Genomic DNA, 26,688 nt, shown 5'->3' with positions numbered 1-26,688 from the left:
CATTATACTGGGATAAATTTCTCTCGCTTGCTGTGCGCTTCGCACTCCAGAGGCTTCGCAAAATTTATCCCAGCAGTACTGTATTCTTTTTAAATTGAATCGACTATAACAGCCATAATCGAAATAACTGCCGGAAAATTGCTATGACAGATAACGAAAATATTACGACCCAGATAGTGATTAGCATTGCTCAGCAAACTTTGACCGTTTATAGGCGGCAAAAAGTTATTGCTGAATATCCTATATCAACAGCCAAAAATGGAATAGGCAGTCAACAAGACAGTGGTTGTACACCACTTGGTCAGCATATCATTGCAGAAAAAATAGGCGGCAATGCGCCAAGTCATACGGTATTTATTGGACGTATAGCGACGGGAGAAATATATAATGCTGAGCTTGGGGCATTGAACCCTAAACGTGATTGGATACTAAGCCGCATTCTTTGGCTAAGCGGTCTTGAGGAAGGCTTTAATAAAGGCAGTAATAGTCAAGGTAGCTGCGATACTTATCATCGCTATATCTATATTCATGGAACGCCTGACAGTGAGCCGATGAGCGTGCCACTCTCACATGGCTGCGTACGTATGCGCAATCAAGATATTATCGAATTGTTTGAGCAGATTGAGGAAAGGACACCAGTGACTATTATTGCCCAATAAAAGTAGTATTAAGTAGCTGTAGTAGTAATGTATGGATTATAAATTGAGTCGACGATATAAAAAAGACAACCCTTATTCAGTGAGCTGTCTTTTTCTCTAATATTGATAAACATAAAATGACAATATACTCAATTACCAAAATACAGAGCAATCATAAAATTTATCCAAATGTTTTTCTGTGGCTTTTTCTATTGGTATCGAAGCAGCATTCAACCAGCCTGCCGCATATAAAGCAGCAGAGTCAGATCTGGCTTTACTTTGATAGTACTGCTGATAGTCAATCATATCGAGCTGTTGACCCAGTGCTTTCTGTGCTTTTACGGCACGTTTTAGCCAACGCTTGGTTTTCTTTTTGCTATATAAAGGTGCTACTAATTCGCTGATAGAACATAGGTTTTTTAGATGAGCATGTAGGTTATACAATGCTTTTATGATAGATTCTTTCTCTAACTCACTATCTGAATCATCATAGCTGTCCTCTAAATATTGCTCAGCTTCAAGTAATTTGTCATAGTATTTAATAAGTACTTTTTCAAGCTTATTGATAGCCAGCTTATCTGCTTGAGGCTCAAGGCTAGGGTCGCTCATAGTAAAGGCGATGAGCTCAAGCAACATGATCTGGAAGTCGTTAGCACTGATTGCAGTCATTGGTATAATTTTGATAGCATCAATATCCGCTGTCCAATCAACGATAGGTGCATCGTGCTGTTGTAACATTGGTTCAATATGAGTACTAAGATGAGTAAGCTTACGATAATCAGCGAGTAAAGTAGCAGTTTGTTGCAGTATGGCTGACCAATCCGGATGGATCTCATCTGAGAAGCTATCAAAGGCTTGTAGTACAGTGTGCAAGCGCTCTATACCGATAGATAGCTGTAAAAGGTGACTATCGTCTTTACTGCCTGCCACGATGGCGCTGCTATTTGGGAGTATTTGCAATAAGCAGTTATGCAAGACAGCGCGTAAAAAAGCAGGCATAGTGATTTTTTTATTGATACTAAGAGTGCTCAAGTCAGCAGCAGTGGCTGAGCTATAATTTTGTCCCTTAATAAGCAAGCCGCCACGCTCTGCTTTGGTCACGGTAGAGAGACACAATTTATGACGCTGACACCATGTTTTAGCCGTCGTAAATAAAAAATCTAACTCACCTGCTATGAGCTCAAATTCAACTTCTTGAATGGCGTCTCTTTGAGTATCATCAGTACCATGGATAATTTCTCCATAGTCGTAAGCCATCTCAATACTGTTAACGACTTCATCGCTCGTATCTTCTATCAATAAGCGGGTGGTACGCTCTACATCAGTCACATATAAACGGGTCAGTTTTTTAGCCAGTTTTTTGAGCTTAAAATCTGTCAATGCTGGGGCAATAAGGCTATCTTTATAAATCGTTAAATCAGGCATCAGCGCGTTATTTTCGAGCATGTTTTGTACCTGCTCATTATCTAATGTGGCATTGTGCTCTAGGCGCGCTGCAATACCATCGCCACCCGCTTTGATAGTTTGCACCCAAGCATCACCCTCCTGACGAATACGCAGGCCAATACCAGCCTGTGCAAGCTGCTGGTCAGGGGTGTCATAATAATGCGCAGCCAGTTGTGTTACTTGTGATGATTTGACTTTCGCTTGGCGCATAAGACCCTTTAATCGCGACTCTGGTACCAAGAATTTCAGCTCTATTTCTTGCATGATGGCTCCTGATTGTTTTAATAAATTTATATTATTACCATCGTATGAAAGCTATCAGTGAATAACAAGTAAAACTTTCGTTTTGGTTGGCTAAATCGAGCCAAATAATTATTGAGTAAATGAACATCAGTTAATTAAAACAGTGACTGAATAGCTCTGTTATTTGGGTAGATATCGTTATTTATAGCGCACAAAAAAGCCGCCCTACCATGTAGGACGGCTTTTCTCAAAACTTTTACTTATAAAATGTACTTATAAGTGGTCGGACATTAGAACTGGTTCATCGTGTTCTTGCCGCCGCCAGCTTTAAGGGCGTTTTCACCAGAGAAGATCTCTTTATGATCATCACCAAGGTCAGAACCCGCCATTGCTTGGTGTTTAACACAAGCGATGCCTTCACGGATTTCTTTACGTTGTACGCCAGCTGCATAAGCAAGCATACCATCTTCACCGAAGTAGCCTTTAGCAAGTTCATGAACGCTAAGAGCCGTGGTGTGATAAGTAGGTAGCGTGATTAAGTGATGGAATACACCTGCTTCACGTGCTGCATCGCGTTGGAAGTTTCTAGCCGCTTCGTCAGCTGCTGTATCAAGCTCAGTACCATCGTAATCAGCACTCATCAAGTCAGCTTTATTATAGGCAGATAGGTCTTTACCTTCTTCTTCCCACTGAGCGATGATTTGCTTACGGAAGTTCAGCGTCCAGTTGAATGATGGGCTGTTGTTGTATACAAGCTTGGCTTTTGGCTGTTGCTCTTTAATACGGTCAACCATCATTTTGATGTGTGCTACGTCTGGAGTCGGTGTTTCGATCCATAATAGATCAGCGCCGTTTTCTAGAGCAGTTACACAGTCAAGGACCACGCGATCGATGTTCGTGTCTTCACGGAACTGATAGAGACCGTTAGGCAAACGAACTGGACGTACTAATTTGCCGTTATGCTTAAGTAAGCTGTCATTCTCTTTGGCGTTTTCTAGCGTGACTTCTTCCATCTCGATAAAATCGATGTACTGAGAAGCAAGATCGCCTGGCTCATTTGATACTGGGATTTTTTGCGTTAATGACGCGCCTTCAGAGTCAGTACGAGCAACGATAACACCGTCTTCAACACCAAGCTCTAAGAATGCATAACGAATCGCGTTTATTTTAGAGATGAAGTCTTCATGCGGTACGGTAACTTTACCCGCTTGGTGACCACATTGCTTGGCATCAGATACTTGGTTTTCAACCTGAATGGCACAAGCACCCGCTTCAATCATTTGTTTGGTCAATAGATACGTTGCTTCTTCGTTACCGAAACCTGCATCGATATCTGCAATGATTGGCACAACATGTGAATCAAAGTTTTCGATTTTTTCTAAGATAGCTGAGGTATCTTGACCAGCTTCTTCAGCAGCGTTTAGCTCGCGGAAATAATCATTCAATACTTTTGCATCTGCTTGACGCAAGAAAGTGTAGATCTCTGCAATCAGCTTAGGTACAGACGTTTTTTCGTGCATAGATTGGTCAGGCAGAGGACCAAACTCAGAACGTAGAGCTGCTACCATCCAACCAGATAGGTAGATGTAAGTTTTAGATGTTGTGCCAAAATATTTTTTCTTCGCATACATGGTTTGCTGTGCAACAAAACCATGCCATGCACCTAGAGACTGGGTGTATTGAGACGTGTCATTGTCATACTCTTCCATGTCTTGACGCATAATTTTTGCGGTGTACTTAGCAATATCTAAACCTGTTTTGAAGCGGTTTTGTGCCATCATACGTGCCGCATCAGTTTCGCTGATGTTCTGCCAGTTACCGTGTTTCTGTTTTAGTTCACGTACTAAGTCGATCGCTGATTTATATGCAGTTGACATCTATAGTCTCCTTGGTGGTGAATAAATAAGTAAATTAAAATAATTTTGGTCTATATAGAAAGATGCTGGCAGAAGTAAAAATTTGAAATATAAGCTTCTTCCGTGAGCAGTCTCTACTAAACTATAAGAAAATGGTGATAAAAGCAATTAAAACCTGTCTCTTTGGTCAGCTTTTATTTTTAAGTCTCTTTTTTGAACAATCATTTCAGAGTTAATTGGTTGTTTTATAAGTATGTTTTGCTACTGAAGTAACTATTACCTTAAAGCGTATAAGATATTTGTCCAAGGCTGAAAAATAAGCACAAAAAACTAAGTTTCTATAAGACGCTGTTATAAATTTTATGTCCGTATTTCAGCATGAAAATACGATAAAATGCACTTAGTTACTCATTAATTGAAATATGTATTAACAGTCTAATGTTGAATAGTCCCTAATGAGCGCTTGCTAGCCACTATAGCTAGGTTACCTTGATTTATCTAGTTTATGATTGTTATCTTGGGTATTTCGTTTAATTATAGTATATATAAAACAATGGCTTGTGATGGGTAGATTCAGTTATAATAAGCATATTCCAAAATAATTAACATAAAAATATCCTTATATCATGCTGTTAGGGATGAATTGCAATAAATGATAGGATAGAAAATATCACGTTTATGATGGTATTTATTCTAAGATAAAGAGACACATATATGAATTTGCAGCGGGTTGATTTAAATTTATTGGTACATTTGGATGTGTTGTTGCGAGAAAAAAACGTAACGCGCGCTGCTGAGCAGCTAGGCATTACTCAACCGGCGATGAGTAATATTTTGCGCCGCTTGCGTAAGTTATTTAACGACCCTTTATTGGTGCGTTCATCAGAAGGGATGACACCGACCGAGCGCGCTCTTGAATTACAGCCTCGTATCCGTGAGATACTTGCCGATTTGACACAAGTGTTAGAGCCACGTACCGAGTTTCGCCCTTATAGTACTTCACGCGTTTTTCGTATTATGACCTCAGATTATGCTGAGGCGACCTTGGTACCAAAATTGGTGAAAGCGCTACGCTCAGAGGCACCCAATGTCATTTTGGATTTCTTAACGCCATCGGATGTGTCTTATCGTGATATGGAGCAGGGGCGTGTAGATTTGGCAATCAACCGCTTTAACGAGATCCCGCAAAGCTTCCATCAAGTGTTGGTATGGCGTGATACCTTTAGCTGCCTATTATCTTCTGAAAGTCCTTATGCTCATCGCTTTAATCTTAAAAATTATCTTAAAGCGCAGCACGTTTGGGTATCAAAAACTGGTATGGGCGTGGGCTTCGGTGTCAATCCAGAAAAATCAGGTGGCTTAGGTTCTATCGATCAAGCATTGCAACGTTTAGGTCAAAAGCGCCAAATCAGCGTTTTTACCCGTCACTATCAAATGCCTGCTATGCTAGCAGCAAACAAAGATTTGATTGCAACCTTGCCGACTCGTGTCGCAAAAATGCAGGCTAATAACGACAGCATTATTATGGAAGAGCCACCGTTTTTTATACCAGAATTTGAGCTAACGATGGCGTGGTCGCCGTTATTGCAGCATCATCCGGCGCATCGCTGGTTACGTCAGCTGATTATGCATGTGGCACGTCAAATCGTTAATGATGAAGAAAATCCACCACAAGAAATCCCTGTGATCAATCACTTGTTTTAGGTTGTTTATTGTACAACTGTATATGGTCTTCTAAAGCTCAATTATGTATAGTTAAAATATCTCAAAAACGCTACAGTGCTGCTGGTATAAATTTTTTGCAGCCTCTGTCTGCATAGGCACAGCAAGCAAGAAAAATTAATATCAGCAGTACTTGATGTATCGATATTACTTTTCTCTGACAATATCAAACCAGCCATCGTGCTGGTTTTTTATTTGTCTAAAGTTGTCAAAACTCTCTGCATGAGAGGCTCTATACAAGATTTAGGTTTGCTTAATAACACCGTCACATTCTTAACATCTTACGCACAATTCTTTATAACTTGTAAACCTACTCACCAAGCACTTTGTTATGATAGTCAAACATTAAGAAAAATGATGAATAAAATATCTATTGTTAAGTTTTTCTATAAAGTTGAGCTGTTAGCAATAGGTTGTTTTATAGACTAAAAACATTCTAATAAATAAGGATAACAATCATGGCAGATATTACTACTGTAAACCCAGCAACAGGCGAAGACATTAAAGAATATAACTATATGAGTAACGATGAGGTTAACGATATCGTTGAAGCCTCGCACCAAGCGTTTCTAGAATGGCGTAAAACTAGCCATGAAGAGCGTGCGAAGGTTATTAAATCTATCGGCGAGACTTTGATGAAGTACAAAGAGGAGCTGTCCCGTCTTATGACTGAGGAGCGCGGTAAACTATATAGTCAGAGTCTACAAGAAATTGATCTATGTAAAGCGATTTGTGATTACACCGCAGAGAAAGGTGTGGCAGCACTTGCTGATGATGAACGTGATATAGAAGGTCTCAAAAAGGGTATTGTCACTTATCAGCCTATTGGCGTTATTTATGGTATGCAGCCTTGGAACTTTCCAGCTTATCAAGTGTTCCGTTATACCATCGCGAATTTGATGGCAGGTAACAGTATTTTGCTTAAGCACGCAGCAAATGTGACTGGTTCTGGCTTATTAATTGAAAAAATCTTCCATGAGTCTGACTTACCGAACGATTTGTTCCGTACGATTCTCATTGATCATGATCAGTCAGAAGAGTTAATTGGTAATGATAAAGTACGCGGTGTCACGCTTACTGGTAGTGATGGTGCAGGTAGCATCGTCGGTCAGCAAGCAGCAAAAGCAATCAAAAAAGCAGTCTTAGAGTTGGGTTCAAATGATGCATTTATCGTTCTAGAAGATGCCGATTTAGAGCTTGCAGTACAAACTTGTACTTTAGCGCGTCTTATAAATAACGGCGAAACTTGTGTTGCGGCAAAACGCTTTATCGTTGTGGACAGTTTATATGACGAGTTCCGTAAGCGCATCGTTGAAGAGTTTGCAAGTAAAAAAGCTGGCGATCCTATGGATGACAGTTCTGATCTTGGTCCACTAGCGCGTAAAGATCTGCAAGAAAAATTGCATGCGCAAGTAGAGGAGAGTGTCAATAAAGGCGCTACTATCTCTGTTGGTGGTAAATTGCCAGAAGGTAAAGGGAGCTTTTATCCAGCGACTATTTTGGAAAATGTCGAAAAAGGTCAACCAGCTTATAATGATGAGCTATTTGGTCCAGTAGCATCACTAATACGTGCTAAAGATCAAGACGATGCGTTACGTATTGCTAACGACAGCCGTTATGGCTTAGGTGGCGCTATTTTCTCTAAAGACGAAGACAAAGCTATCCGTCTAGCCAATGAGCAGTTTGATACGGGTATGGTCTATATCAATGGTTATGGCCTTGCAAATCCAGCATTACCTTTTGGTGGCGTGAAAAACTCGGGTCATGGTCGCGAGCATGGTGGTTTCGGTATCAAAGAGTTCGTAAACATCAAAGGTGTACACGTTCATAACAGCTAAGACTGTATACAGCTTTTAAAGCTAAAACGCTTTAAGTATTAAATAGCGAAAAGCCCAGTCATTCATAAATTGAGTGACTGGGCTTTTTTTGGTCGATAGTTTGAAATGAGTGCTATCTTTCTGTGCTTGTTGCCATTGCTTTAACTGTTTAAATATAGCTTTAAAGGCAAAGTGGGTAACATAGAAAAAGTCTCTTTGCTCTGACTATTAAGCGCTATCACTTCCTTTGCAATTAGTAATATCGTCCAAGGTAGTAATTGATGCTCAAGCTTTTGCACGCGTGCTTGTAAGCTATCAGCCGTATCTTTTTGATTTACTTGTAGCAGAGCTTGGCTCAGAACAGCGCCAGCATCAAGCTCTGCAGTTACGACATGAATACTACAGCCATGATGACGTTCGCCAGCTTGGATGGCACGCTGATGAGTATCTAAGCCTTTATAAGCAGGTAGTAGCGCAGGGTGTAGATTAATCATCGGTGCTGGTGCGCTATCGATAAAGGGTGCGCTAAGGACACGCATAAAACCTGCTAAGACAATCAAGTCAGGCTGCCATTCTGTTAGCTGCGCGCTGGCATGAGTCTCAAAGGTTTTGATACCCATACGTTTGCCGCTAACCACGTGAGATAGCACCGCCACGGGAATGTCAGCGTCTTTCGCCCGTGTGATGGCATAAGCATCTTCGCGATTACTGATGACACCGACAATCTCAATCGGTAGCGCACTTGCTTGCATCGCATCGATTAATACTTGCAGGTTGCTGCCATTACCAGATACCAAGACAGCAATGCGCAAAGGCTTGCTATCTTGACTTGTTTGAGCTGATGTTAGCGATATTTCTGACATTAACGGTACACCACCGCGTCCGCTTCACGGCTAACCATTTCACCAATTTGCCAAGCCTTTTCACCGGCATCGTTTAAGGTTTTGATAGCAGCTTCAGCTTTACCTTTTGGTACGACAATGACAAAGCCAACGCCGCAGTTAAAGGTACGATACATCTCGCTTTGCTCGATATTGCCTTGGGTTTGCAGCCAAGTGAATAGCTCTGAGAACTTCCAGCTAGCCGTATCAATACTAGCTGCTAGATTTTTAGGAAGAACGCGAGGTAAGTTATCTGTTAAGCCGCCACCAGTAATGTGTGACATCGCATGTAAGGCTGAGCTACCAAGCGTATCTTGTAGCGCTTTAATCGCTTTAACATAAATACGGGTAGGCGCCATCAATGCGTCTTGAATAGACTGACCGTCTAATTGCTCATCGCTAGTAGTCACATCAACGCCGCTGACTTCGATAACTTTACGAACTAATGAGTAGCCATTAGAATGCGCACCACTCGAGGCAAGGGCGATAAGTACATCGCCTTCAGCGACATTTTCGCCAGTGATGACTTCTGCTTCTTCCACCACGCCAACACAGAATCCAGCCAAGTCGTAATCGTCATCTTGATACATGCCTGGCATCTCAGCAGTTTCACCACCGATAAGCGCACAGTTTGATAATTTACAGCCTTCGCCAATACCAGTCACGACAGTAGTCGCAACATCGACATCAAGCTTACCAGTTGCATAGTAGTCTAAGAAGAATAATGGCTCGGCACCGCAGACTAATAAATCGTTGACACACATGGCGACTAAGTCAATACCGATGGTGTCATGGCGATTTAATTGTAATGCCAGTTTAAGTTTGGTGCCCACACCGTCAGTACCAGAAACCAATAAAGGTGAGGTATAACCAGTCGGAATACGACAAAGCGCCCCAAAGCCGCCAAGTCCGCCCACCACTTCAGGGCGCGAGGTGGCTTTTGCCACGGATTTGATACGTTGTACCAACGCATCGCCAGCATCAATATCAACACCAGCATCTTTGTAGCTTAAAGAAGGCTTGTTACTCATGGTCATCTCACAAATTTTGTAGGGAATGAAGGTCAATCAGTAGAAAAGCGAGTCGATCGGGTGAATTTTGCAGATTGTGCGCGCATTATACCCAAAAATCACCCTTACTCGCAAAACAACTTACTTTTATTTGACCTAAATTTGCTTGATATCTATCTAATATTTCAGAAAGACGGCAATAAAGATGACATGAAAATTAAGAAACAAAAAATGACGGCTTTTTTATAGGACTCTGCGATAATAGAAGGCTAAAATTATGGTCAATAACTGTTTGCTATTGGAATGTTGTCGTTCAATAAGATCTATCATCAACTTTAAATCAAATCACTCTTTTAAATAAGCCCATTCGTAGGACTAGACTTCATGACAAACCAATCAATAGACCCCTTTTTTCGACGCCTATTTATCGTCGTTGCTATTGTTGTGGCTATGGTTTTATTGTATTTAATGATGCCGGTCATTGTGCCGTTTGTCTTTGCTTTTGTATTGGCTTATTTGTTTAATCCATTGGTTAAACGCTTATCAAAATATATCAAACGTTGGATTGCCATTATTATTGTGTATTCGACGATTACGTTGAGTATGGTGCTACTACTCTGGTGGTTGATACCGACATTGTGGCATCAGCTGCAAGCAGCATGGGATTATCTGCCACAGCTTTTAACTTGGTATAACGAAGTCGTCCGTGAATGGTTTGCTAGTAATAGCCGTATTCGTCTACCAGAGCTTGAGTCTAAGGGCTTCTCTGAGACCTTGGTTGAATACATGCAAACCAATTATAAGTTTGAAGATGCCGGTACCATGATGAGCCAAATACTGGCGTCTAGCATGAACTTTATCAATAATGCTGGGCTGATTGTACTGGTGCCGATTTTGACCTTTTATTTCTTATTTAATTGGGATCAACGCTTACATACATGGAAAATGGCGATACCTGCGCCATACTGTAAAAAAGTGATTCAAATTGCGCAAGAGTGTGACCGTGCGTTAATGGCTTTTATTAAAGGTCAGCTATTGGTGATGGTCTTACTGGGTGCTATTTATGCTGTGCAATTGCAGCTTATCGGGCTTGAGCTTGGGCTGATTATTGGTATGGTTGCAGGTATTGCTAGCTTTGTACCGTATTTGGGCTTTGGCATTGGTTTCGTTGCCGCGATTATTGCCTGTCTGTTCCAGTTTGGCCTAGATTGGACGTATTTATCCTTGATTGCTGGCGCATTCTTGATTGGACAAGCTGCTGAAGGCTATATCTTGCAACCGCTACTATTGGGCGACAAAATTGGTCTATCGCCATTATGGGTAATATTTTCGGTACTGGCAGGTGCAAGTTTGCTCGGTTTCGTTGGTATGCTGATTGCGCTGCCAGTGTCTGCTGTCTTGAACGTGTTATTCCGTCATTTTTATACTCATTATCAAACGACTGACTTTTATAAAGGTCGTAAGCAGTTGGCATTGTTTGAAAAAAAATAATGTTGTTGTATGTATAACTGCCATGAAGTTCTCGATGTGACAGGGCATATCATAGTCGTTTGCCTGCGTGATAAAACAGGATTGATTGGGTGTTATGGGTAAAAGACTTGTCAGTCATTTTGCAAATATGTTATATATAGGCGCAGTAGTAACGGTATTGACCTTTACTAGGTTGGCTTTGGTTAAAATGAATTTTACCAAAGTCAGTTTATAAGTATATTAGTCGTTTAGCCTTTTTATTGATTGTGCTACGCAAACCGAGTTGATGATTCATGGCAGAAGCACAGCTAAGTCTCAATCTGGACATAAAGCATGATGCAAGTCTCAGCGACTTCGCCGGTCCGGGTTGGATGTCTATTATCGATGCAGTACGGCAGCTCCATGTCGGCCTGATAGGTCAGCTGTACCTATTTGGCAGTCCTGCTACTGGCAAATCGCACTTATTATCCGCTATTTGTGAGTCGTTTATTGAGATGGACAAGTCAGCGATTTGTCTGTCGTTAAACGAGTTGATTCATACCGATGTCAATGTATTATCATCGCTAGAAAATTTCTCTTTGATTGCGATCGATGATTTGGAAGTCATTGAACAAAACAGTCAATGGCAAGAAGCTTTATTTCATCTGATCAATCGTAGCCGCGAAGGGCAGCGCCAACTTTTATTTGCCGCTAATAAGCCTGCATCCGAGCTGCCGTTTCAATTGAGGGATTTGCTCACCCGTTTGGCACAAGCGCCCTCATTCAAAGTACCGACAGGACATGATTTTGCAGACCGCGAAGCATTATTACAGTCGATATTGCGCAGGCGTGGTTGGCAGTTTGATGAACGTATTACCAATTATCTGCTCACTGAAGGACCGCATCGTATTGGCGCAATGATGGAGGTGCTCAATTACATTCAACCCATGTTTTCCAACTTGGGTCGTAGTAATATATCAAAAGCGGTCATTGCTGACGCGCTGCGTACGATTGATGAGCAGACGCTTGCTGCTGAACTTGCTGATATCGCACAGGAATCGCAAGTAGACAATGATGCCGCTGATCAAGACCATCATACTCAGCATACGATGCCACTTGATTTTTAGCAGTCAGAACACAAACTTTCTATCCGAAATGCTTTTTACTACTATTGGAAAAATTATGAAATCAAATGCGTCTTTGCTAAAAAAACTGTCTATCAGCGCTGTGTTTGTTGGGGCAGCTTCTGTGTCTATGCTGTCTCAAGCAGCAGTTACTTTAGTGGTCGATGATCATATTAAAGTGACGGCAATTAATGGTCAAGAGCTGACACAGAGTCTTCTTCAGCCATTGACCAAGTCATTTACCTTGCAGCCAGGTAAGCATGTGATTACCGCTAAATATGATCGTCTTTATGATCTGCGCCGTGATGAGCATGATTATTTGCGTTCAGGTAACGTCAGTGTTGCCGCTGAATTGGCAGACAATCAGACCTATCGCTTAACCATGCCAAATCAGCCAGAAGACTATGCAGCTGCCAAGAAGTATGCTGAGCGTCCAACGCTTGCGATACAAAGTAATAACACCATCATTGCCAGTCAAGAAAGTGTCGGTGGTAATAGCAATAGCTTATTCTCAGGTCTTGGTAAAGCATTAGGTGGCGTATTCGGTGGTAGCGGTGATGTTGAGCTACAAAACCAGCGTGCGATAGCTGCACTCGATCAGCCATCCGTAAGTACTAACAAGTCAGCAACTACAGGTGCTACTGTGACGCAAACGACAAGTGTCAACGCATCTACCAGTTCACTTGATCAGTTTATGCAAATTTGGCTACAAGCCACACCTGCTGAGCGTGAAAAAATGCGTCAATGGATGCAAAAGTAAGCTTTGAGATAAAAAAGTAAAAAGATTGCACATAAAAAAAGCACCTATATTAGGTGCTTTTTTTATATCTTAGATTTTGTGACTATTCAGCTTTTAGCCCAAAAAAGCATTATACATCCATATTAATTTTTCTTGCTCTTGTACATAAGCATCAACAAGATCCGCTGAACCCTGATCTTCTGCTTCTGCTGCTAGAGTCGATACTTGACGTTGTTCTTCAATTAGCTCTTGTAAACCTGTCACAACGCCTTTAACACAAGTAGTGCCGTCTTTAACGTTCTTATCTTCTTGAATGCTGGTATGCTCAGCAAAATCGCTATAAGCATGTAACGGTGTGCCGCCTAGGGTCAAAATACGTTCAGCGATTTCATCGATTTGGATTTGCAGCGCGGTATATAGCTCTTCAAACTTTGGATGTAAAGTGAAGAAATGCTCACCTTTGACGTTCCAATGATAACCACGAACATTGATATAAAACATATGATAGCTAGATAGCAGACCATTTAACTTGCTGATGACTTCGCTCATATCTGCTTTTTCTAGACCGATCTGGTTAGTGTCGTTATTATTGTTACTCATTATATTATCCTTTTCATTGAGTGTAGGGTTCAAACATCAAGTTATTAAACCTTTAAACTTAAGCAATTTATAGCGAGCGATTATTAAACTAAAGCCTAAATAACCGCTTACTACGCGTTACTCAACCTTCGATGCTTACTATTGTAGCAAGCATGCAAAAATAAGTTAAATTAATCAAATTAAAATTTGTAATATATTTTATAAAACAACTAAATCCTTGGTCTAACAGAAAGCAATAAGCCTATTTAGCAGGTATCTGTAAGCTTTCAGAGTTCAGACCTTTTACTGCGACTACTTCTAATAAATGCTGGCGTACTGTATCGATAGGGAATTTTTGAGCTTGCAAGCGTTTAGGAATAATCTGACTGCCTTGCTGACCTTTCATCTCAAACATCATAAAGATATAGTCGTCGGTCTCATCCCAGCTCTTCACAGCGCTCCAAGGAATCACCGCTTGTTGGGTGCTGCCTGCACGCATCTGCATACCGCGCATCTGATTGCTACTAAACATATCTGACTGATTGACCGGCACTGCCATTACCAGACCATGCTTCTGTACACCTAGTTTCATTTGGCGCATCTCATCAGGCATTTCTTGCTCAGCGACTTGCTTTTCAAACTCTCTTTTCACATACCATTTAAAACCAAGCGTACGAACCAGTAGGTAAATAACAACGGCTGCTAGCATCAGCCAAAAAATAATGGTCGAATAACCGGTCAAAAAAACCAGCCCAGCAACGGCTAAAACTACAGCGACTGCCATGATAATCCATTCTTTAAGCTTGATACTCGACAGACCAAATGACGGGCTGGCACTAGAAAATAGCTCATACTGTGCTTGGTGGAATTCTGCCTCGGTTAGGTTTAAGGCAACAGGTTGCAGCGTGTAGGGGTACAGAGCCATAAAGGTTTCTCAAAGACTTATAGTGAAAACGTTAAATTAAAAGCGCCAAACGTCGATAACAAGGTAATATTTGGCTGGAAATAGAATAAAGATATGCGCTTATCTTACCGAAAATCGCCCTTAAATGAAACATATAAGCCACTCTGTTCGCTAATAGACACCATATTTAAGCCATTAGTAAAGGTAAGTCACATTTATAGAGAGCTTGCGACCTTAAATTATATTATTAGCACGTTAATATGAATAACTATTTCCTATTTAAAAATTAAGAGAATAGAAACTCAAAACTCAGTCAAGAGATGGGTAAAAAACTGCCAAAACATGGCCAAAACAGCCGCAGCTTGGTATTATAGCGTCTACCACCTAATTTTAAGCAAAATCAGGCTATAGAGCTCAGATTTTCATTATTTTCACACCTTTTATCCACTTTTAGCGCGACAGGCACCTACTATGATAGACCCAAAACTCTTACGCGGCGATTTGACAGATTTACAGCAGCAATTGGCCACCCGTGGTTATACGCTTGATATAGCGTTCTGGCAAAATATTGAGAACGAACGTAAATCGCTACAAGTAAAGACCGAAGAGTTGCAGTCGCGCCGTAATACAGGCGCAAAACAAGTTGGCGTGCTTAAAAAATCTGGCGAAGATGCTAGTGAGTTGCTTGCTGAGATGCAAAGTGTCAGTGGTGAGATTAAGACAGCCGAAGACGAGCTACGTACCTTACAAGAGCGCATTAGCCAAGCAGCAATGCAAATTCCAAATATCCCAGCAGCAGATGTGCCAGTTGGTACATCAGAAGACGATAACGTCGAAGTACGCAAATGGGGCATACCGCGTGAGTTTGATTTTGAGATTAAAGATCATACGCATATTGGTGAGACACTGGGTATGCTCGATTTTGAAGCAGCAACCAAGCTTACAGGAAGTCGCTTTAATGTTTTAAAAGGACAATTGGCGCAGATGCATCGCGCCTTGATTCAATTCATGCTCAATACCCATACGATCAAGTATGGCTATACTGAAACTTATGTGCCGTATATTGTTAATTCTGAAAGTTTAAAGGGTACAGGTCAGCTGCCAAAGTTTGAAGATGATTTGTTTAAGCTAAGCAATCATACGAATAATGGTGACATGGATTTTTATCTGATTCCAACCGCAGAAGTACCGATGACCAACTTGGTACGCGGTGAGCGCTTGGATATCAAAGAGCTGCCATTAAAGTTCACCGCGCATACGCCGTGTTTCCGTAGTGAAGCTGGCTCGCATGGTCGTGATACCCGTGGTCTGATTCGTCAGCATCAGTTTGAAAAAGTCGAAATGGTTAATATTGCCACAGCTGAGCAATCAGATGAGCTGCTTGAAGCGATGACTGGACAAGCAGAATTTATTTTACAGCAGCTTAATTTGCCATACCGCACCGTCAAATTGTCCACCGGTGATATGGGCTTTGCCGCCCAAAAAACTTATGATATCGAAGTCTGGTTGCCAAGCCAAGAGACCTATCGTGAAATCTCAAGCTGCTCAAACTGTGGCGATTTCCAAGCACGCCGTATGGGTACACGTGTTAAAGATGGTAAACAAACTAGTCTTGCACATACCTTAAACGGTTCGGGTTTAGCAGTAGGTCGTACATTATTGGCAGTGATGGAAAATTATCAAAATGCTGATGGTAGTATTACGATTCCAGAAGTATTGCGTCCGTTTATGGGCGGTGCTGACACCATTTTATTATAGTTTTTTGATATGTGGGTTTTTGACATATAGTTATTTGATGAGTGATGCAATTAGTGAGTTGGTATTCAGGCTCGCCGATTGTGTTTTATTACAGTAGGTATCCGTCAAATTGATAAAACTGATACAAATTATTATTAAATACGAACGGTTCTGTCAGCGCATTTTTGCGCTAGATAGAGTGCAAATATGTTAATATTACCCCTGTATTTACAGATTATTCGTTAAGGGCGCCCATTGCGTCCTTATTTTATGACCCTCTGAGTAAACTCTCCTCTTATCCTCCATAATTCTACCCGAATATTAGGACACTCTATGCCAGCTCCAATTAGCGAACGTAAATTAGCCAATGCCATCCGCGTACTGTCATTCGACGCGGTTCAAAAAGCCAATTCTGGGCACCCGGGTGCACCAATGGGCATGGCTGATATTGCCGAAGTTTTGTGGCGCAAGTTTTTAAAGCATAATCCTGCTGACCCAAGCTGGCACAACCGTGACCGTTTTGTCTTATCAAACGGTCATGGCTCGATGCTTATCTATTCGTTGCTACATTTATCAGGCTATGACGTTAGCGTTGATGACCTAAAAGGTTTCCGTCAATTACATTCGAAAACGCCGGGTCATCCAGAGCTTGGCTATACGCCAGGTGTTGAAACCACCACTGGTCCATTAGGGCAAGGTATTGCCAATGCGGTTGGTTTTGCAATTGCAGAAAAAACGTTGGCAGCGCAATTTAATCGTGATGGTCATAATATTGTCGATCATCATACTTATGCCTTCTTAGGCGATGGTTGTTTGATGGAAGGCATCAGTCATGAAGTCTGCTCATTGGCTGGCACGTTAGAGCTTGGCAAATTGGTGTTTTTCTATGATGACAATGGCATCTCAATTGATGGTGATGTCGACGGCTGGTTCACTGATGATACGCAAGCGCGCTTTGAATCTTATGGCTGGCAAGTTATCAAGGTCGATGGTCATGATACCAATGAGATTACGCAAGCGACTGAGCAAGCGATTGAAGAAACGACTAAGCCAAGCTTAATAATTTGCAAAACGACTATTGGCGCTGGTAGCCCAAACAAACAAGGCTTAGCAGCCAGTCATGGTGCGCCACTTGGCGATGATGAAATCGTTTTAACCCGTGATGCGCTATCTTGGACGCATGCGCCGTTTGAGCTAGATGATGAAATCTATCAAGCATGGGATGGTAAAGCGAAAGGCGACGTCTTACAGAAAAACTGGAACGCGAACTTTGACGCTTATAAGAAGGCTTATCCAGAGTTAGCAACTGAGTTACTTCGTCGTTTAGAGGGTGACTTACCAGCTGATTTTGAGCAAAAAGCACAAGAGTATATCCAGCAAACTCAAGAGCAGGGCGGTGATGTTGCCAGTCGTAAGGCCAGCCAAAATGCCATCAATACCTTACAGCCATTATTGCCAGAATTACTTGGTGGCTCGGCGGATTTAGCAGGCTCAAACCTCACGCTATTTAAAGACGCCAAAGGCATCCAAGACGATGACGCTGGCAACTATATCTATTATGGCGTGCGCGAATTCGGTATGACGGCGATTGCTAACGGCATCGCACTGCATGGCGGCTTTGTTCCTTATGTTGCGACCTTCCTTATGTTTATGGAATACGCACGTAATGCGGTACGTATGGGCGCGCTCATGAAGCAGCGTGTGATTCATGTCTATACCCATGACTCAATCGGTCTGGGTGAAGATGGTCCAACGCATCAGCCAGTTGAGCAATTGACCAGCTTGCGTACCACGCCAAATCTACGTACATGGCGTCCTTGTGATGCGACCGAATCAGCAAGCGCTTGGGTTGAGGCAATTAAATCAGAAAATAATCCATCTGCCTTGATTTTCAGCCGTCAAAGCTTGCCACACCAAGCGCGTGACAGCGAGCAAGTAGCAAACATCACCAAAGGTGGTTATGTACTTGCAAAAGAGCAAGGCGAGCTACAAGCGATTATCATCGCAACTGGCTCAGAAGTCGGTCTTGCTATGCAAGCTTACGCGACGTTGAGCGAAAATGGCGTCGGTGTACGTGTGGTCTCTATGCCGTGTGCAGAAATCTTCGTTGAGCAAGATACTAGCTACCGTGAAGCGGTATTGCCAGCCAATATCCGTGTCCGCGTCGCTGTAGAAGCGGCACACGTCGATTACTGGCATAAGTTCGTTGGTTTAGACGGTAAAGTGATTGGCATGACGACTTATGGTGAATCAGCACCTGCTGATGAGCTATATAAAGAGTTTGGTATCACGACTGACGCGGTAGTTGAGGCGGTAAATAGTTTGGTGTAAGTATTTAAGACTGCCCAAAAAAAAGAGTTGCTAGGATTTCTAGCAACTCTTTTTTTATGTTCTTTTAAGTCTTTCAAAGCTTAATTAGCAGCAATCAGTTTCCCTGATATCTCAAGCGGGATAATATTGCTAATCACTTTTGGAAAAGCAGTAACCCCGTAGTTGTAACGATCTACCAAACCCGTCGCGCGAAATTTTAAGGTAGGTCTAGAGGTGACAGGATCATTCTCTACATCTGATAACGTTACTCTCACCGTCAAAGGTTTGGTTTGACCTAATACCGTAAAATCACCAGTCACATTAGCTTCTTTAGCATTTATCATGCTGACTTTTTTAGAAACAAAAGTCATCGTCGGATATTGTTTCGTATTCAAAAGCTCCTTTCGACGCAAAAATGAATCTCTCAAGCTGCGATCAGTATCGATACTATTGGTAAAAACGGTAAAATTAATGGTCGTGCTTGCAGGTTTATTGACGTCATAATTGATGGCGCCATTGACCTTATTGAACCTGCCGTCAGTCGTGGCTTTCCCCAAATACTTGACCTCGAACTCGACATTGGTCTTTGGGACGTCCAGTTTCCATTTTTGCGGAACGGTCGCCGCCAATCCCATGACTGGTAATGATAATAGTAGGCAGCTGCTGAGTGTGATTTTCAGCAAAGAGGTGACAGGTGTGGTCATATGTCTGATCCAAAGAGAAATAGGAGGTATATCAGTAGTTAAAATAATTTAATTTAAGTGGTTCTATAGTAATTAATCCGTGCTCTATTCTTTTTAAAATCAATCGACTATAGTAAGGTGATATCCTACTACAATTAAGCGATTTCAATGTACTATTAAAGTTATAAGCGCTTGAGGCGTGTTAGGTAAATGGTTTAAGACAGACAGCATGCTATTTTAATCATAAGTGTTTTTATCTTTTTCATTGGAAGACGATTATGTCCCTCATGTCCAGCTTCAAAGGTGTTTTAGGTGAAACAGTCATTAATGTTGCCATGTGGTTGAAGCTAGAAAAAGACCTTTATCATCGTTTAAATAATATTACTTTACCATTAGCCAATGGTGGTAGTACCCAAATTGATCATGTCATTGTCTCTAAATACGGCATCTTTGTCATCGAAACCAAAAATTATAAAGGCTGGATATTTGGTAATGAGGCGCAAAGACAGTGGACGCAAGTCATTATGGGTCGCAAGTATAAATTCCAAAACCCATTACGTCAGAATTATTTGCATATTAAAACGCTGGCGGATTTATTAGCATTAGATATGAGCTACTTTCATTCGATGATTGCGTTCATCGGTGAATGTGAGCTAAAAACTCGCGATGAGTTGCCGGAGCACGTATTGACGAGTGGGATGGTGTCTTATATTAAAAGAAAGCAGGATAAGATATTAAGCGAAGATGAGGTTCAATCTATCGTTGAGCAGATTGAAAGCAATAGATTTAGTAAGTCGTGGCGCACTAATAGAGAGCACAAAGCCTATCTAAAGGATAAGCATAGCAATCCAAGTAAGTCGTCTAGCAATAACTCTAATGGTAAGTCAGTTGTTACAACTACTGATAAGTCTACATCTGAGCCGATAGTAAAAGAAACCGCTAAACGAGCCAGGCTAAAAAGCAGAGAAGTGCATCGATGGTCTGGTCAAACTGAGATTGAATCTAGCAATTTACCAATTGATAGTTTGAGTACTCAGCAGATAAGTTCGCCGCATGATATTACTGATAAGGTTTTTCTCACACCCTTTGAGGTTATAGAGACTGAGCCACAAGTGCATTACCCTGCGACACTTGTGGCGATAGACAATATAGCTAATTTCATCCAAGCACCAACTTGCCCGAGATGTAATAGTGAGATGGTCAAACGCGTTGCAAAAAAAGGCGCACATCTTGGGCAGACCTTTTTTGGTTGTAGCCAATTTCCAAAATGTCGCGGAGTAGTCAACACAAATTGAGCCCAAATGAAACTTGATTTTGGGCTCAAATAATCATCTTGGACTATGTTAAGCAGAGACTGACTCAGCATGCACGTGATTCGCCTTGATAAGGTCTGCTATTTTTTCAGCAATCATAATCGTCGGTGCATTGGTATTGGCACTAATTAAGGTTGGCATCACTGAAGCATCGATGACCCTTAGTCCATTTACGCCGCGTACTTTTAATTCTAAATCAACGACTGAATCGCTGTCTGAGCCCATACGACAAGTGCCTACAGGGTGGTAGATAGTGTCTGATTTATTACGGATATAGCCAAGCATACCATCTTTTTCGATATAGGGCGCAGGGTAGTCCTCAGTGATGTATTCAGCCATTGGCGACTCTTGCATAATGGCGCGCGTACGCTCTGCACCAGCGACCATATACTCTACATCTTTCGGATGCGAGAGATAGTTTGGATCAATTAATACGGCGTCAGAGGGATTGGCAGAATCGAGTCTGACCGTACCACGGCTTTCAGGGCGTAAATAGCAGGTATGACAAGAAACGGCAAAACCCCGTCTAAGATCACGTCCGTGTTCAATCACGCGAGATATCACAAAATGCAGCTGGGTATTTGGCCATTCTTGTGGGTCGTCACCGACGCTAAAGAACGCGCCTGCTTCTGCATAATTGGTAGATAACAGACCTGTGCCATCTTTTCGCCATTGCCGAATACTTTTGGTCAAGGTTGAAATAGTTGCTATACCAAGACCAATGACATCGGTAGTATTGACCTCGTAATCAAAGACGACATCTAAATGATCTTGTAAGTTACCGCCAACGTCGGGTGCATCTACCAATACATCGATGCCATGAGACTGCAAATGTTCAGCAGGACCAATGCCTGATAGCATCAGAACTTTGGGTGAGCCAAAAGCACCACCTGATAAGATGACTTCGTGACGTGCCATCACGGTATGGTCGACACCATCCTTTTCATAGGCCACACCAGTCGCTTGCTTGCCATCAAAGATGACGCGATTGGCTTGTGCGTGGGTGATAACGGTTAAATTAGGTCGGCTTTGTACTGGATGTAAATAAGCCGCCGCCGCAGAGCAGCGTTGACCTTGTTTTTCCCCATGAAAATGGGTGACTTGATATAATCCTGCACCGTCTTGTTTTTTGCCGTTAAAGTCATCATTTTGATCTAAACCATTGGCAATGGCAGCTTCTACAAAGGCTTTTGAGATATCACGTGGACTTAGTAAATCACTGACATGCAGTGGTCCACTATCACCATGCAGCTCGTCCGCGCCGTGGATATTGTTTTCTGATTTGATAAAGTAAGGCAGTACATCATCAAAACCCCAACCTGTGCAACCTTGCTCAACCCAGCGTTCATAATCAAGCGCACTGCCACGAGTATAAATCATGGCATTGATGGCAGATGAGCCACCCAAACATTGACCGCGCGGTTGAAAGCCGCGTCGGTTATTGAGATGTGTTTGCGGAGTAGTGTGAAAGCACCAATTGTTTAATTTTAGTGGCTTGCCCGGCACCATCAAAATCAGTCCAGCAGGTACGCGAACTGCCAAGTCTTTGCCCTCACCACCATATTCTAACAAGCAGACACTGATGTCTGGGTTTTCTGTTAATCGGCTGGCAAGCACACAGCCAGCTGAACCGCCACCAACGATGACGTAATCAAAGTTTCCATCAAGTTCCATTTTATATTCCCTGTAGCATCCATGCTCATTAAAACGTATTTATTGAAATAGGTTACGCTTTAGAGTATCTATTATTTTGCTGCAATAATGAAGTAAAAATGACTACAAGGTATAAGGTTGTTATAAATTTTCATATATATCAATTGTTTGGGTAATAAAAAAGGGCGGCGTAGTAAGTCTGATATCTTATTGTCTGTTATTAAATGTTAGACCGAACAGACTTCTGAACGCACAATGAATCGCTTGCCTTCGGGTATCTCAAGTGAAAAACTGGCACCACGTCCATTGACAACATCAATGGTCAGATCGGTATGTTGCCACAATTTGTATTGAGGTTTGCCCATGTAAAACGGACAGCCGCTGAGCTCACCGACCAGCACATCTTGTCCGCCCACTTTAAATTCGCCCAATGGATAACACATCGGTGAGCTGCCATCGCAGCAGCCTCCTGATAGATGAAACATCAATTCGCCATGCTTGGATTTTAATAGTTCGATTAGCTCTTTACAGGATTCTGTCGGCGTGACGTTCATAATAATTTCCTTATCATTTATGGATAGCTCATGCTTTACTAAAGCAAAAATGCAATCTACCTTACGATAGATTGCATTTATTTATCTAAAATCAGTACATGCTTTTAGATTAAAAGAAGCCCATCGCTTTAGGACTGTATGATACCAGCATATTTTTGGTCTGCTGATAATGATCTAGCATCATCAGATGGTTTTCGCGGCCAATACCTGACTGTTTGTAGCCGCCAAACGCTGAATGCGCAGGATAGAGATGATAGCAATTCGTCCAAACGCGACCGGCTTTGATGCCACGACCGAAACGATAAGCGCGCGTACCATTACGTGTCCAGACACCAGCACCTAGACCATATAAGGTATCATTGGCGAGCGCCATCGCTTCTTCATCGTCTTTAAAAGTAGTAACGGCAAGCACAGGACCAAAGATTTCTTCTTGGAACACGCGCATATCATTGGTGCCTTCAAAGATGGTTGGCTGTACATAATAACCGTTTGCCATGTCGCCATCATGTTTGGCAAGTTCACCGCCGACAAGGACTTTTGCACCTTCTTTTTTACCGATATCGAGATAGGAGAGGATTTTCTCTAACTGATCTGAGCTGGCTTGCGCGCCAATCATGGTGTCGGTATCAAGCGGATTGCCCATTTTGATGGCTTTAACGCGAGCGATACAGCGTTTCATAAATTCATCATAGATGCTTTCGTGGACGAGCGCGCGTGATGGGCAAGTACAAACTTCGCCTTGGTTGAGCGCAAACATGACCAAACCTTCGACGGCTTTGTCTAAGAAGTCATCGTCTTCATCCATGATATCGGCAAAGAAGATGTTTGGACTTTTTCCACCCAGCTCTAGAGTCACTGGAATGATATTTTCACTGGCGTATTGCATAATTAAGCGACCAGTGGTGGTCTCACCCGTAAAGGACACTTTATCGATACGTGGGTTAGAAGCAATTGGTTTACCAGCTTCAACACCAAAGCCGTTAATGACGTTAAGAACACCTTTAGGAAGAATATCCGCCGCGCCTATTAAATCCAGCATATACAAAACAGAAGCAGGAGTTTGCTCGGCAGGCTTAAGAACGACACAGTTACCCGCTGCGAGAGCAGGCGCAATTTTCCAAATTGCCATTAGAATAGGGAAGTTCCAAGGAATGATTTGACCGACGACGCCAAGTGGCTCATGAAAATGATAGGCGACCGTATCTTCATCAATTTGGCTAATGCCGCCTTCTTGCGCGCGAATCACACCAGCGAAGTAACGCAAATGGTCAATGGCGATTGGAATATCTGCGGCTAGAGTTTCACGTACCGGTTTACCGTTTTCATAGCTCTCGGCGATAGCGATAGCCTCTAAATTGGCTTCGATACCGTCGGCAAGTTTAAGCAACATATTAGAGCGTTCAGTGACACTGGTTTTGCCCCATGCGTCTTTGGCGGCATGAGCCGCATCTAGCGCTGCTTCGACATCTGCTTCTTTTGAGCGTGCGATCTGGCAGAAGATTTTACCGTCGATTGGACTTGAGTTGTCAAAGTACTCGCCATCGATTGGCGCGACCCACTCACCATTGATAAAGTTATCATATTTTTTGCGGAATTGGACGGGACTGTTTTCAGTATTGGGATAAGCGTATAACATGAACGATTCCTTGTTGTGTAATATAGTTATGTAGCCTTACTTGACCATCCTGACCAAGCTATGACTCTATCGTACTGAGCTTTTGCTTCAAGCGATAATGACTTTTTATAATGATATGCTTTGTATCACATAACTTAAAGTTATGCGAGGTAGGACGGTTAAAGTGGTTCGCAAAATGGATGTAGCTGTTATAATTGAGGTCAAATACTTTTAGCTCGTCATGGTTATGAATTTAATCCTGTCAGCTTTCTTTCTTATACTCTTGGTTGGTTTGGATATATGCGTCAATCTTCTGCTCTTGATATTTTAAAAACAGGTCAAAACGTCTTTTTGACGGGCTCAGCAGGTTCAGGTAAGACTTATACACTTAACCAATATATTGATTATCTACGCGCGCGCCGTGTACCTGTTGCCGTCACCGCGAGTACGGGCATTGCCGCCACTCATATGAATGGCACGACGATCCATAGTTGGTCGGGCATTGGTATTAAGGATGAGCTAACGGATCGCGATTTAACCAATTTATCACGTAAGCAGTTTTTGGCAGATAGATTAAAAGATACCGCGGTACTTATCATCGATGAGATATCCATGCTACATGCCAAGCAGATTAATTTGGTCAGCCAAGTGCTTAAGCATGTACGCAAAAATGACAAAGCTTTTGGTGGTATCCAAGTCGTTGTTGCAGGAGACTTTTTTCAGTTACCACCGATTGGCAGCAAGGGCGAGAGCAATCGTGAGAAGTTTGCTTTTATGTCAGAAGCATGGCTTGATGCCAAGTTTCACATCTGCTACTTATCTGAGCAACATCGACAGGTCAGTGAAGCGGCGAATGGTGGGCTTGATTTGGACGATATTCTCAATCAAATCCGTCGCCAAGAAGTCACCTTTGAGGCGATTGCTGCCTTAGAAGCTACCTTTGATCAAAACGTCGATATCAAGCGCACGCGCCTTTATACCCACAATCTCAACGTCAATAAGATCAATGATAAAGAGTTGGCTGATTTATCTGGCGAGATGATGCGCTTTGAAGCCACATCTGTTGGCGATAGTAAACTGGTTGAGACGCTAAAGAAGACGGTTCGTACTCAAGATGACTTGGTATTAAAAGTTGGCTCAAAAGTGATGTTTATCAAAAACAATACCGAGCTTGGCGTGTCTAACGGTACGATGGGTGAGCTGATTGGCTTTGCTGCTGTCAAAATTGATGATAGCAAAGACAGTAGTGACAATTTAATCGAAGACGATGATATTGGTAGCGATAAAGACAGTGATGTTGGTAACGATAAGCAGGCTGCCAAAAGCGCAAAAGAAAAAGCCAAAAAAGATAAAGCAAGAATTAAAAAGCCGACGACACAAAAAATGCCAGTGGTTAGGTTAAATACTGGGCGTGAGGTTATCGCTGAACCGGAAGAATGGATTATCGAGGACGAGACGGGCGATGTGCTGGCAAGCTATGAGCAAGTGCCATTATGTCTAGCTTGGGCGATTACCATTCATAAGTCGCAAGGTATGACGCTTGAAGCTGCTGAGATTGACTTGTCACGTACCTTTGAGCTTGGGCAAGGATATGTGGCATTATCACGGCTAAAATCGCTGGCAGGATTGCAACTGCTTGGTATGAATGACATGAGCTTGCAACTCGATCCACTCGCACGCGGTGCAGATAAGCGCTTTTTGGTGTTATCTGATGAAGCGGATGCCAATTATGCAATGCTTGATGAAGAAAGTATGACACAGGCGCATGAGAAGTTTATTTTAAAATCGGGCGGTACATTAAGCAAGTCAGTGATTGACGCCTATGCAAACCTACAAATAAAGCGCCGTGAACAGCAGCAAGCGCAAATAGGAAAAAAACAGAAACTTGGCAATCAAATCTCTGATAAGTCAGACAGTACTTTGCTCGCGACACGACTATTATTAGAGGAAAGTTTGTCCATTGCAGAGATTTCGCAAGCGCGTCAGCTGTCACAATCTACCATTATGCGTCATATTGCTGAGCTGAAATCTCAAGATCCTAGCCTTGCTTGTGATCATTTGCGTCCAGAGGATGAGGTGATGACGGCAGTAGGTAATGCTTATGTGGCGATTAAAGTCGCTAATAACCCGAACGACTTTAATGATGATGGTAGTATCAAGCTGCGTCCGATATTTGAGCATTTAAAACAAAGCGCTGATTACAATACCATTCGTTTGGCATTGATATTTATTACTCCGTAGTCATTCTTAAGTCATAAGTACGTTTTTTACAGATGATTCTTTCATCTGTAACTGTTTTATTCGCGACTGCCTATATAGTTAATCCACTTTTAAAAGGGTGCAGAGCTACTGGGGTTCATTATTCTCAGACTCTGTCGGCTAGCTACAGCAAGCAAGAAGAATTAACCCCAGTAG

At 42.2% G+C, this 26,688-nt stretch carries 20 protein-coding genes; 10 read left to right on the top strand and 10 right to left on the bottom strand.

Annotated features, from left to right (window positions below):
* Nucleotides 1–143 precede the first annotated feature (143 nt).
* Nucleotides 144–659, top strand: coding sequence for a L,D-transpeptidase family protein (locus VLA57_RS02830; RefSeq protein ID WP_133105053.1), 516 nt, complete (start codon nucleotides 144–146; stop codon nucleotides 657–659).
* Nucleotides 660–791: 132 nt separating this feature from the next.
* Here VLA57_RS02830 and VLA57_RS02825 read toward each other — a convergent pair whose 3' ends face one another.
* Nucleotides 792–2,348, bottom strand: a complete 1,557-nt coding sequence (locus tag VLA57_RS02825) for a CYTH and CHAD domain-containing protein (protein ID WP_133105050.1) — start codon at nucleotides 2,346–2,348, stop codon at nucleotides 792–794.
* A gap of 269 nt (nucleotides 2,349–2,617) precedes the next feature.
* Nucleotides 2,618–4,204, bottom strand: a complete 1,587-nt coding sequence (locus VLA57_RS02820; RefSeq protein ID WP_011514180.1) for an isocitrate lyase — start codon at nucleotides 4,202–4,204, stop codon at nucleotides 2,618–2,620.
* Nucleotides 4,205–4,897: 693 nt separating this feature from the next.
* On the opposite strand from VLA57_RS02820, the gene VLA57_RS02815 reads away from it, so the two are divergent.
* Both VLA57_RS02815 and VLA57_RS02810 read left to right on the top strand, forming a co-directional pair.
* Entirely contained in the window at nucleotides 4,898–5,887 is a 990-nt protein-coding gene (locus tag VLA57_RS02815; RefSeq protein WP_011514179.1) for a LysR family transcriptional regulator, read from the top strand.
* Nucleotides 5,888–6,363: 476 nt separating this feature from the next.
* Nucleotides 6,364–7,743, top strand: a complete 1,380-nt coding sequence (locus VLA57_RS02810) for an NAD-dependent succinate-semialdehyde dehydrogenase (RefSeq protein ID WP_133105049.1) — start codon at nucleotides 6,364–6,366, stop codon at nucleotides 7,741–7,743.
* Nucleotides 7,744–7,883: 140 nt separating this feature from the next.
* On the opposite strand, the gene purN is transcribed toward VLA57_RS02810, so the two are convergent.
* Nucleotides 7,884–8,585: a phosphoribosylglycinamide formyltransferase gene (gene purN, locus VLA57_RS02805; protein ID WP_133105048.1), complete on the bottom strand. Its 702-nt coding sequence runs from the start codon at nucleotides 8,583–8,585 to the stop codon at nucleotides 7,884–7,886.
* Nucleotides 8,585–9,634: a phosphoribosylformylglycinamidine cyclo-ligase gene (purM, locus tag VLA57_RS02800; protein ID WP_133105047.1), complete on the bottom strand. Its 1,050-nt coding sequence runs from the start codon at nucleotides 9,632–9,634 to the stop codon at nucleotides 8,585–8,587. Before purM ends, purN begins: the two co-directional genes overlap by 1 nt.
* Nucleotides 9,635–9,997: 363 nt before the next feature.
* Between purM and VLA57_RS02795 the strand changes: the two genes are divergently transcribed.
* The 3 genes from VLA57_RS02795 to VLA57_RS02785 all read left to right on the top strand — a co-directional run bounded on the left by VLA57_RS02795 (nucleotide 9,998) and on the right by VLA57_RS02785 (nucleotide 12,946).
* Nucleotides 9,998–11,104: an AI-2E family transporter gene (locus VLA57_RS02795; protein ID WP_020444042.1), complete on the top strand. Its 1,107-nt coding sequence runs from the start codon at nucleotides 9,998–10,000 to the stop codon at nucleotides 11,102–11,104.
* 272 nt (nucleotides 11,105–11,376) lie between these two features.
* Complete coding sequence (gene hda / locus VLA57_RS02790) at nucleotides 11,377–12,189, top strand: DnaA regulatory inactivator Hda (protein WP_011514174.1); 813 nt, start codon at nucleotides 11,377–11,379, stop codon at nucleotides 12,187–12,189.
* A 55-nt stretch (nucleotides 12,190–12,244) separates the two neighbouring features.
* Nucleotides 12,245–12,946, top strand: a complete 702-nt coding sequence (locus VLA57_RS02785; protein ID WP_333954293.1) for a DUF2057 family protein — start codon at nucleotides 12,245–12,247, stop codon at nucleotides 12,944–12,946.
* A gap of 93 nt (nucleotides 12,947–13,039) precedes the next feature.
* On the opposite strand, the gene VLA57_RS02780 is transcribed toward VLA57_RS02785, so the two are convergent.
* Nucleotides 13,040–13,525 carry a Dps family protein gene (locus VLA57_RS02780; protein ID WP_020444039.1) on the bottom strand — a complete coding sequence of 162 codons (486 nt, stop codon included), beginning with the start codon at nucleotides 13,523–13,525 and terminating at the stop codon, nucleotides 13,040–13,042.
* Between the two features lie 241 nt (nucleotides 13,526–13,766).
* Entirely contained in the window at nucleotides 13,767–14,429 is a 663-nt protein-coding gene (locus VLA57_RS02775) for a YcxB family protein (protein ID WP_011514171.1), read from the bottom strand.
* Nucleotides 14,430–14,879: 450 nt separating this feature from the next.
* Between VLA57_RS02775 and serS the strand changes: the two genes are divergently transcribed.
* Complete coding sequence (serS, locus tag VLA57_RS02770) at nucleotides 14,880–16,166, top strand: serine--tRNA ligase (RefSeq protein WP_333954292.1); 1,287 nt, start codon at nucleotides 14,880–14,882, stop codon at nucleotides 16,164–16,166.
* A 312-nt stretch (nucleotides 16,167–16,478) separates the two neighbouring features.
* Entirely contained in the window at nucleotides 16,479–18,476 is a 1,998-nt protein-coding gene (tkt, locus tag VLA57_RS02765; RefSeq protein WP_333954291.1) for a transketolase, read from the top strand.
* A gap of 80 nt (nucleotides 18,477–18,556) precedes the next feature.
* Here tkt and VLA57_RS02760 read toward each other — a convergent pair whose 3' ends face one another.
* The gene (locus tag VLA57_RS02760; RefSeq protein ID WP_133105044.1) at nucleotides 18,557–19,159 is read right to left on the bottom strand and encodes a YceI family protein; all 603 of its coding nucleotides are present in this window, start codon (nucleotides 19,157–19,159) and stop codon (nucleotides 18,557–18,559) included.
* Between the two features lie 257 nt (nucleotides 19,160–19,416).
* Here VLA57_RS02760 and VLA57_RS02755 point away from each other — a divergent pair, with 257 nt between their 5' ends.
* Nucleotides 19,417–20,433 carry an NERD domain-containing protein gene (locus tag VLA57_RS02755; RefSeq protein ID WP_333954289.1) on the top strand — a complete coding sequence of 339 codons (1,017 nt, stop codon included), beginning with the start codon at nucleotides 19,417–19,419 and terminating at the stop codon, nucleotides 20,431–20,433.
* A 48-nt stretch (nucleotides 20,434–20,481) separates the two neighbouring features.
* On the opposite strand, the gene VLA57_RS02750 is transcribed toward VLA57_RS02755, so the two are convergent.
* The 3 genes from VLA57_RS02750 to exaC all read right to left on the bottom strand — a co-directional run bounded on the left by VLA57_RS02750 (nucleotide 20,482) and on the right by exaC (nucleotide 24,294).
* On the bottom strand, nucleotides 20,482–22,125 hold the full coding sequence (locus VLA57_RS02750) for a GMC family oxidoreductase (RefSeq protein WP_333954288.1): 1,644 nt from the start codon (nucleotides 22,123–22,125) through the stop codon (nucleotides 20,482–20,484).
* 206 nt (nucleotides 22,126–22,331) lie between these two features.
* Nucleotides 22,332–22,658, bottom strand: a complete 327-nt coding sequence (locus tag VLA57_RS02745) for a DUF779 domain-containing protein (RefSeq protein ID WP_333954287.1) — start codon at nucleotides 22,656–22,658, stop codon at nucleotides 22,332–22,334.
* Nucleotides 22,659–22,767: 109 nt separating this feature from the next.
* Complete coding sequence (gene exaC, locus VLA57_RS02740) at nucleotides 22,768–24,294, bottom strand: acetaldehyde dehydrogenase ExaC (RefSeq protein WP_333954286.1); 1,527 nt, start codon at nucleotides 24,292–24,294, stop codon at nucleotides 22,768–22,770.
* A 279-nt stretch (nucleotides 24,295–24,573) separates the two neighbouring features.
* Here exaC and VLA57_RS02735 point away from each other — a divergent pair, with 279 nt between their 5' ends.
* Nucleotides 24,574–26,514, top strand: a complete 1,941-nt coding sequence (locus VLA57_RS02735) for an AAA family ATPase (protein ID WP_333954285.1) — start codon at nucleotides 24,574–24,576, stop codon at nucleotides 26,512–26,514.
* Nucleotides 26,515–26,688 lie beyond the last annotated feature (174 nt).

The sequence above is a fragment of the Psychrobacter sp. S4(2024) genome, from assembly GCF_036861305.1.
GTDB lineage: Bacteria > Pseudomonadota > Gammaproteobacteria > Pseudomonadales > Moraxellaceae > Psychrobacter > Psychrobacter cryohalolentis.
This window is presented reverse-complemented; position numbering and strand designations above follow the sequence as displayed.

What these genes read in the sequence shown, in the direction of transcription:
- serS (WP_333954292.1), top strand. Translation starts at nt 14,880, where the DNA reads ATGATAGACCCAAAACTCTTACGCGGCGATTTGACAGATTTACAGCAG.
- VLA57_RS02830 (WP_133105053.1), top strand. Translation starts at nt 144, where the DNA reads ATGACAGATAACGAAAATATTACGACCCAGATAGTGATTAGCATTGCT.
- VLA57_RS02785 (WP_333954293.1), top strand. Translation starts at nt 12,245, where the DNA reads ATGAAATCAAATGCGTCTTTGCTAAAAAAACTGTCTATCAGCGCTGTG.
- VLA57_RS02820 (WP_011514180.1), bottom strand. Translation starts at nt 4,204, where the DNA reads ATGTCAACTGCATATAAATCAGCGATCGACTTAGTACGTGAACTAAAA.
- VLA57_RS02760 (WP_133105044.1), bottom strand. Translation starts at nt 19,159, where the DNA reads ATGACCACACCTGTCACCTCTTTGCTGAAAATCACACTCAGCAGCTGC.
- VLA57_RS02755 (WP_333954289.1), top strand. Translation starts at nt 19,417, where the DNA reads ATGTCCCTCATGTCCAGCTTCAAAGGTGTTTTAGGTGAAACAGTCATT.
- exaC (WP_333954286.1), bottom strand. Translation starts at nt 24,294, where the DNA reads ATGTTATACGCTTATCCCAATACTGAAAACAGTCCCGTCCAATTCCGC.
- VLA57_RS02795 (WP_020444042.1), top strand. Translation starts at nt 9,998, where the DNA reads ATGACAAACCAATCAATAGACCCCTTTTTTCGACGCCTATTTATCGTC.
- purN (WP_133105048.1), bottom strand. Translation starts at nt 8,585, where the DNA reads ATGTCAGAAATATCGCTAACATCAGCTCAAACAAGTCAAGATAGCAAG.
- VLA57_RS02810 (WP_133105049.1), top strand. Translation starts at nt 6,364, where the DNA reads ATGGCAGATATTACTACTGTAAACCCAGCAACAGGCGAAGACATTAAA.
- tkt (WP_333954291.1), top strand. Translation starts at nt 16,479, where the DNA reads ATGCCAGCTCCAATTAGCGAACGTAAATTAGCCAATGCCATCCGCGTA.
- VLA57_RS02745 (WP_333954287.1), bottom strand. Translation starts at nt 22,658, where the DNA reads ATGAACGTCACGCCGACAGAATCCTGTAAAGAGCTAATCGAACTATTA.
- purM (WP_133105047.1), bottom strand. Translation starts at nt 9,634, where the DNA reads ATGAGTAACAAGCCTTCTTTAAGCTACAAAGATGCTGGTGTTGATATT.
- VLA57_RS02780 (WP_020444039.1), bottom strand. Translation starts at nt 13,525, where the DNA reads ATGAGTAACAATAATAACGACACTAACCAGATCGGTCTAGAAAAAGCA.
- VLA57_RS02825 (WP_133105050.1), bottom strand. Translation starts at nt 2,348, where the DNA reads ATGCAAGAAATAGAGCTGAAATTCTTGGTACCAGAGTCGCGATTAAAG.
- VLA57_RS02815 (WP_011514179.1), top strand. Translation starts at nt 4,898, where the DNA reads ATGAATTTGCAGCGGGTTGATTTAAATTTATTGGTACATTTGGATGTG.
- VLA57_RS02750 (WP_333954288.1), bottom strand. Translation starts at nt 22,125, where the DNA reads ATGGAACTTGATGGAAACTTTGATTACGTCATCGTTGGTGGCGGTTCA.
- VLA57_RS02775 (WP_011514171.1), bottom strand. Translation starts at nt 14,429, where the DNA reads ATGGCTCTGTACCCCTACACGCTGCAACCTGTTGCCTTAAACCTAACC.
- VLA57_RS02735 (WP_333954285.1), top strand. Translation starts at nt 24,574, where the DNA reads ATGCGTCAATCTTCTGCTCTTGATATTTTAAAAACAGGTCAAAACGTC.
- hda (WP_011514174.1), top strand. Translation starts at nt 11,377, where the DNA reads ATGGCAGAAGCACAGCTAAGTCTCAATCTGGACATAAAGCATGATGCA.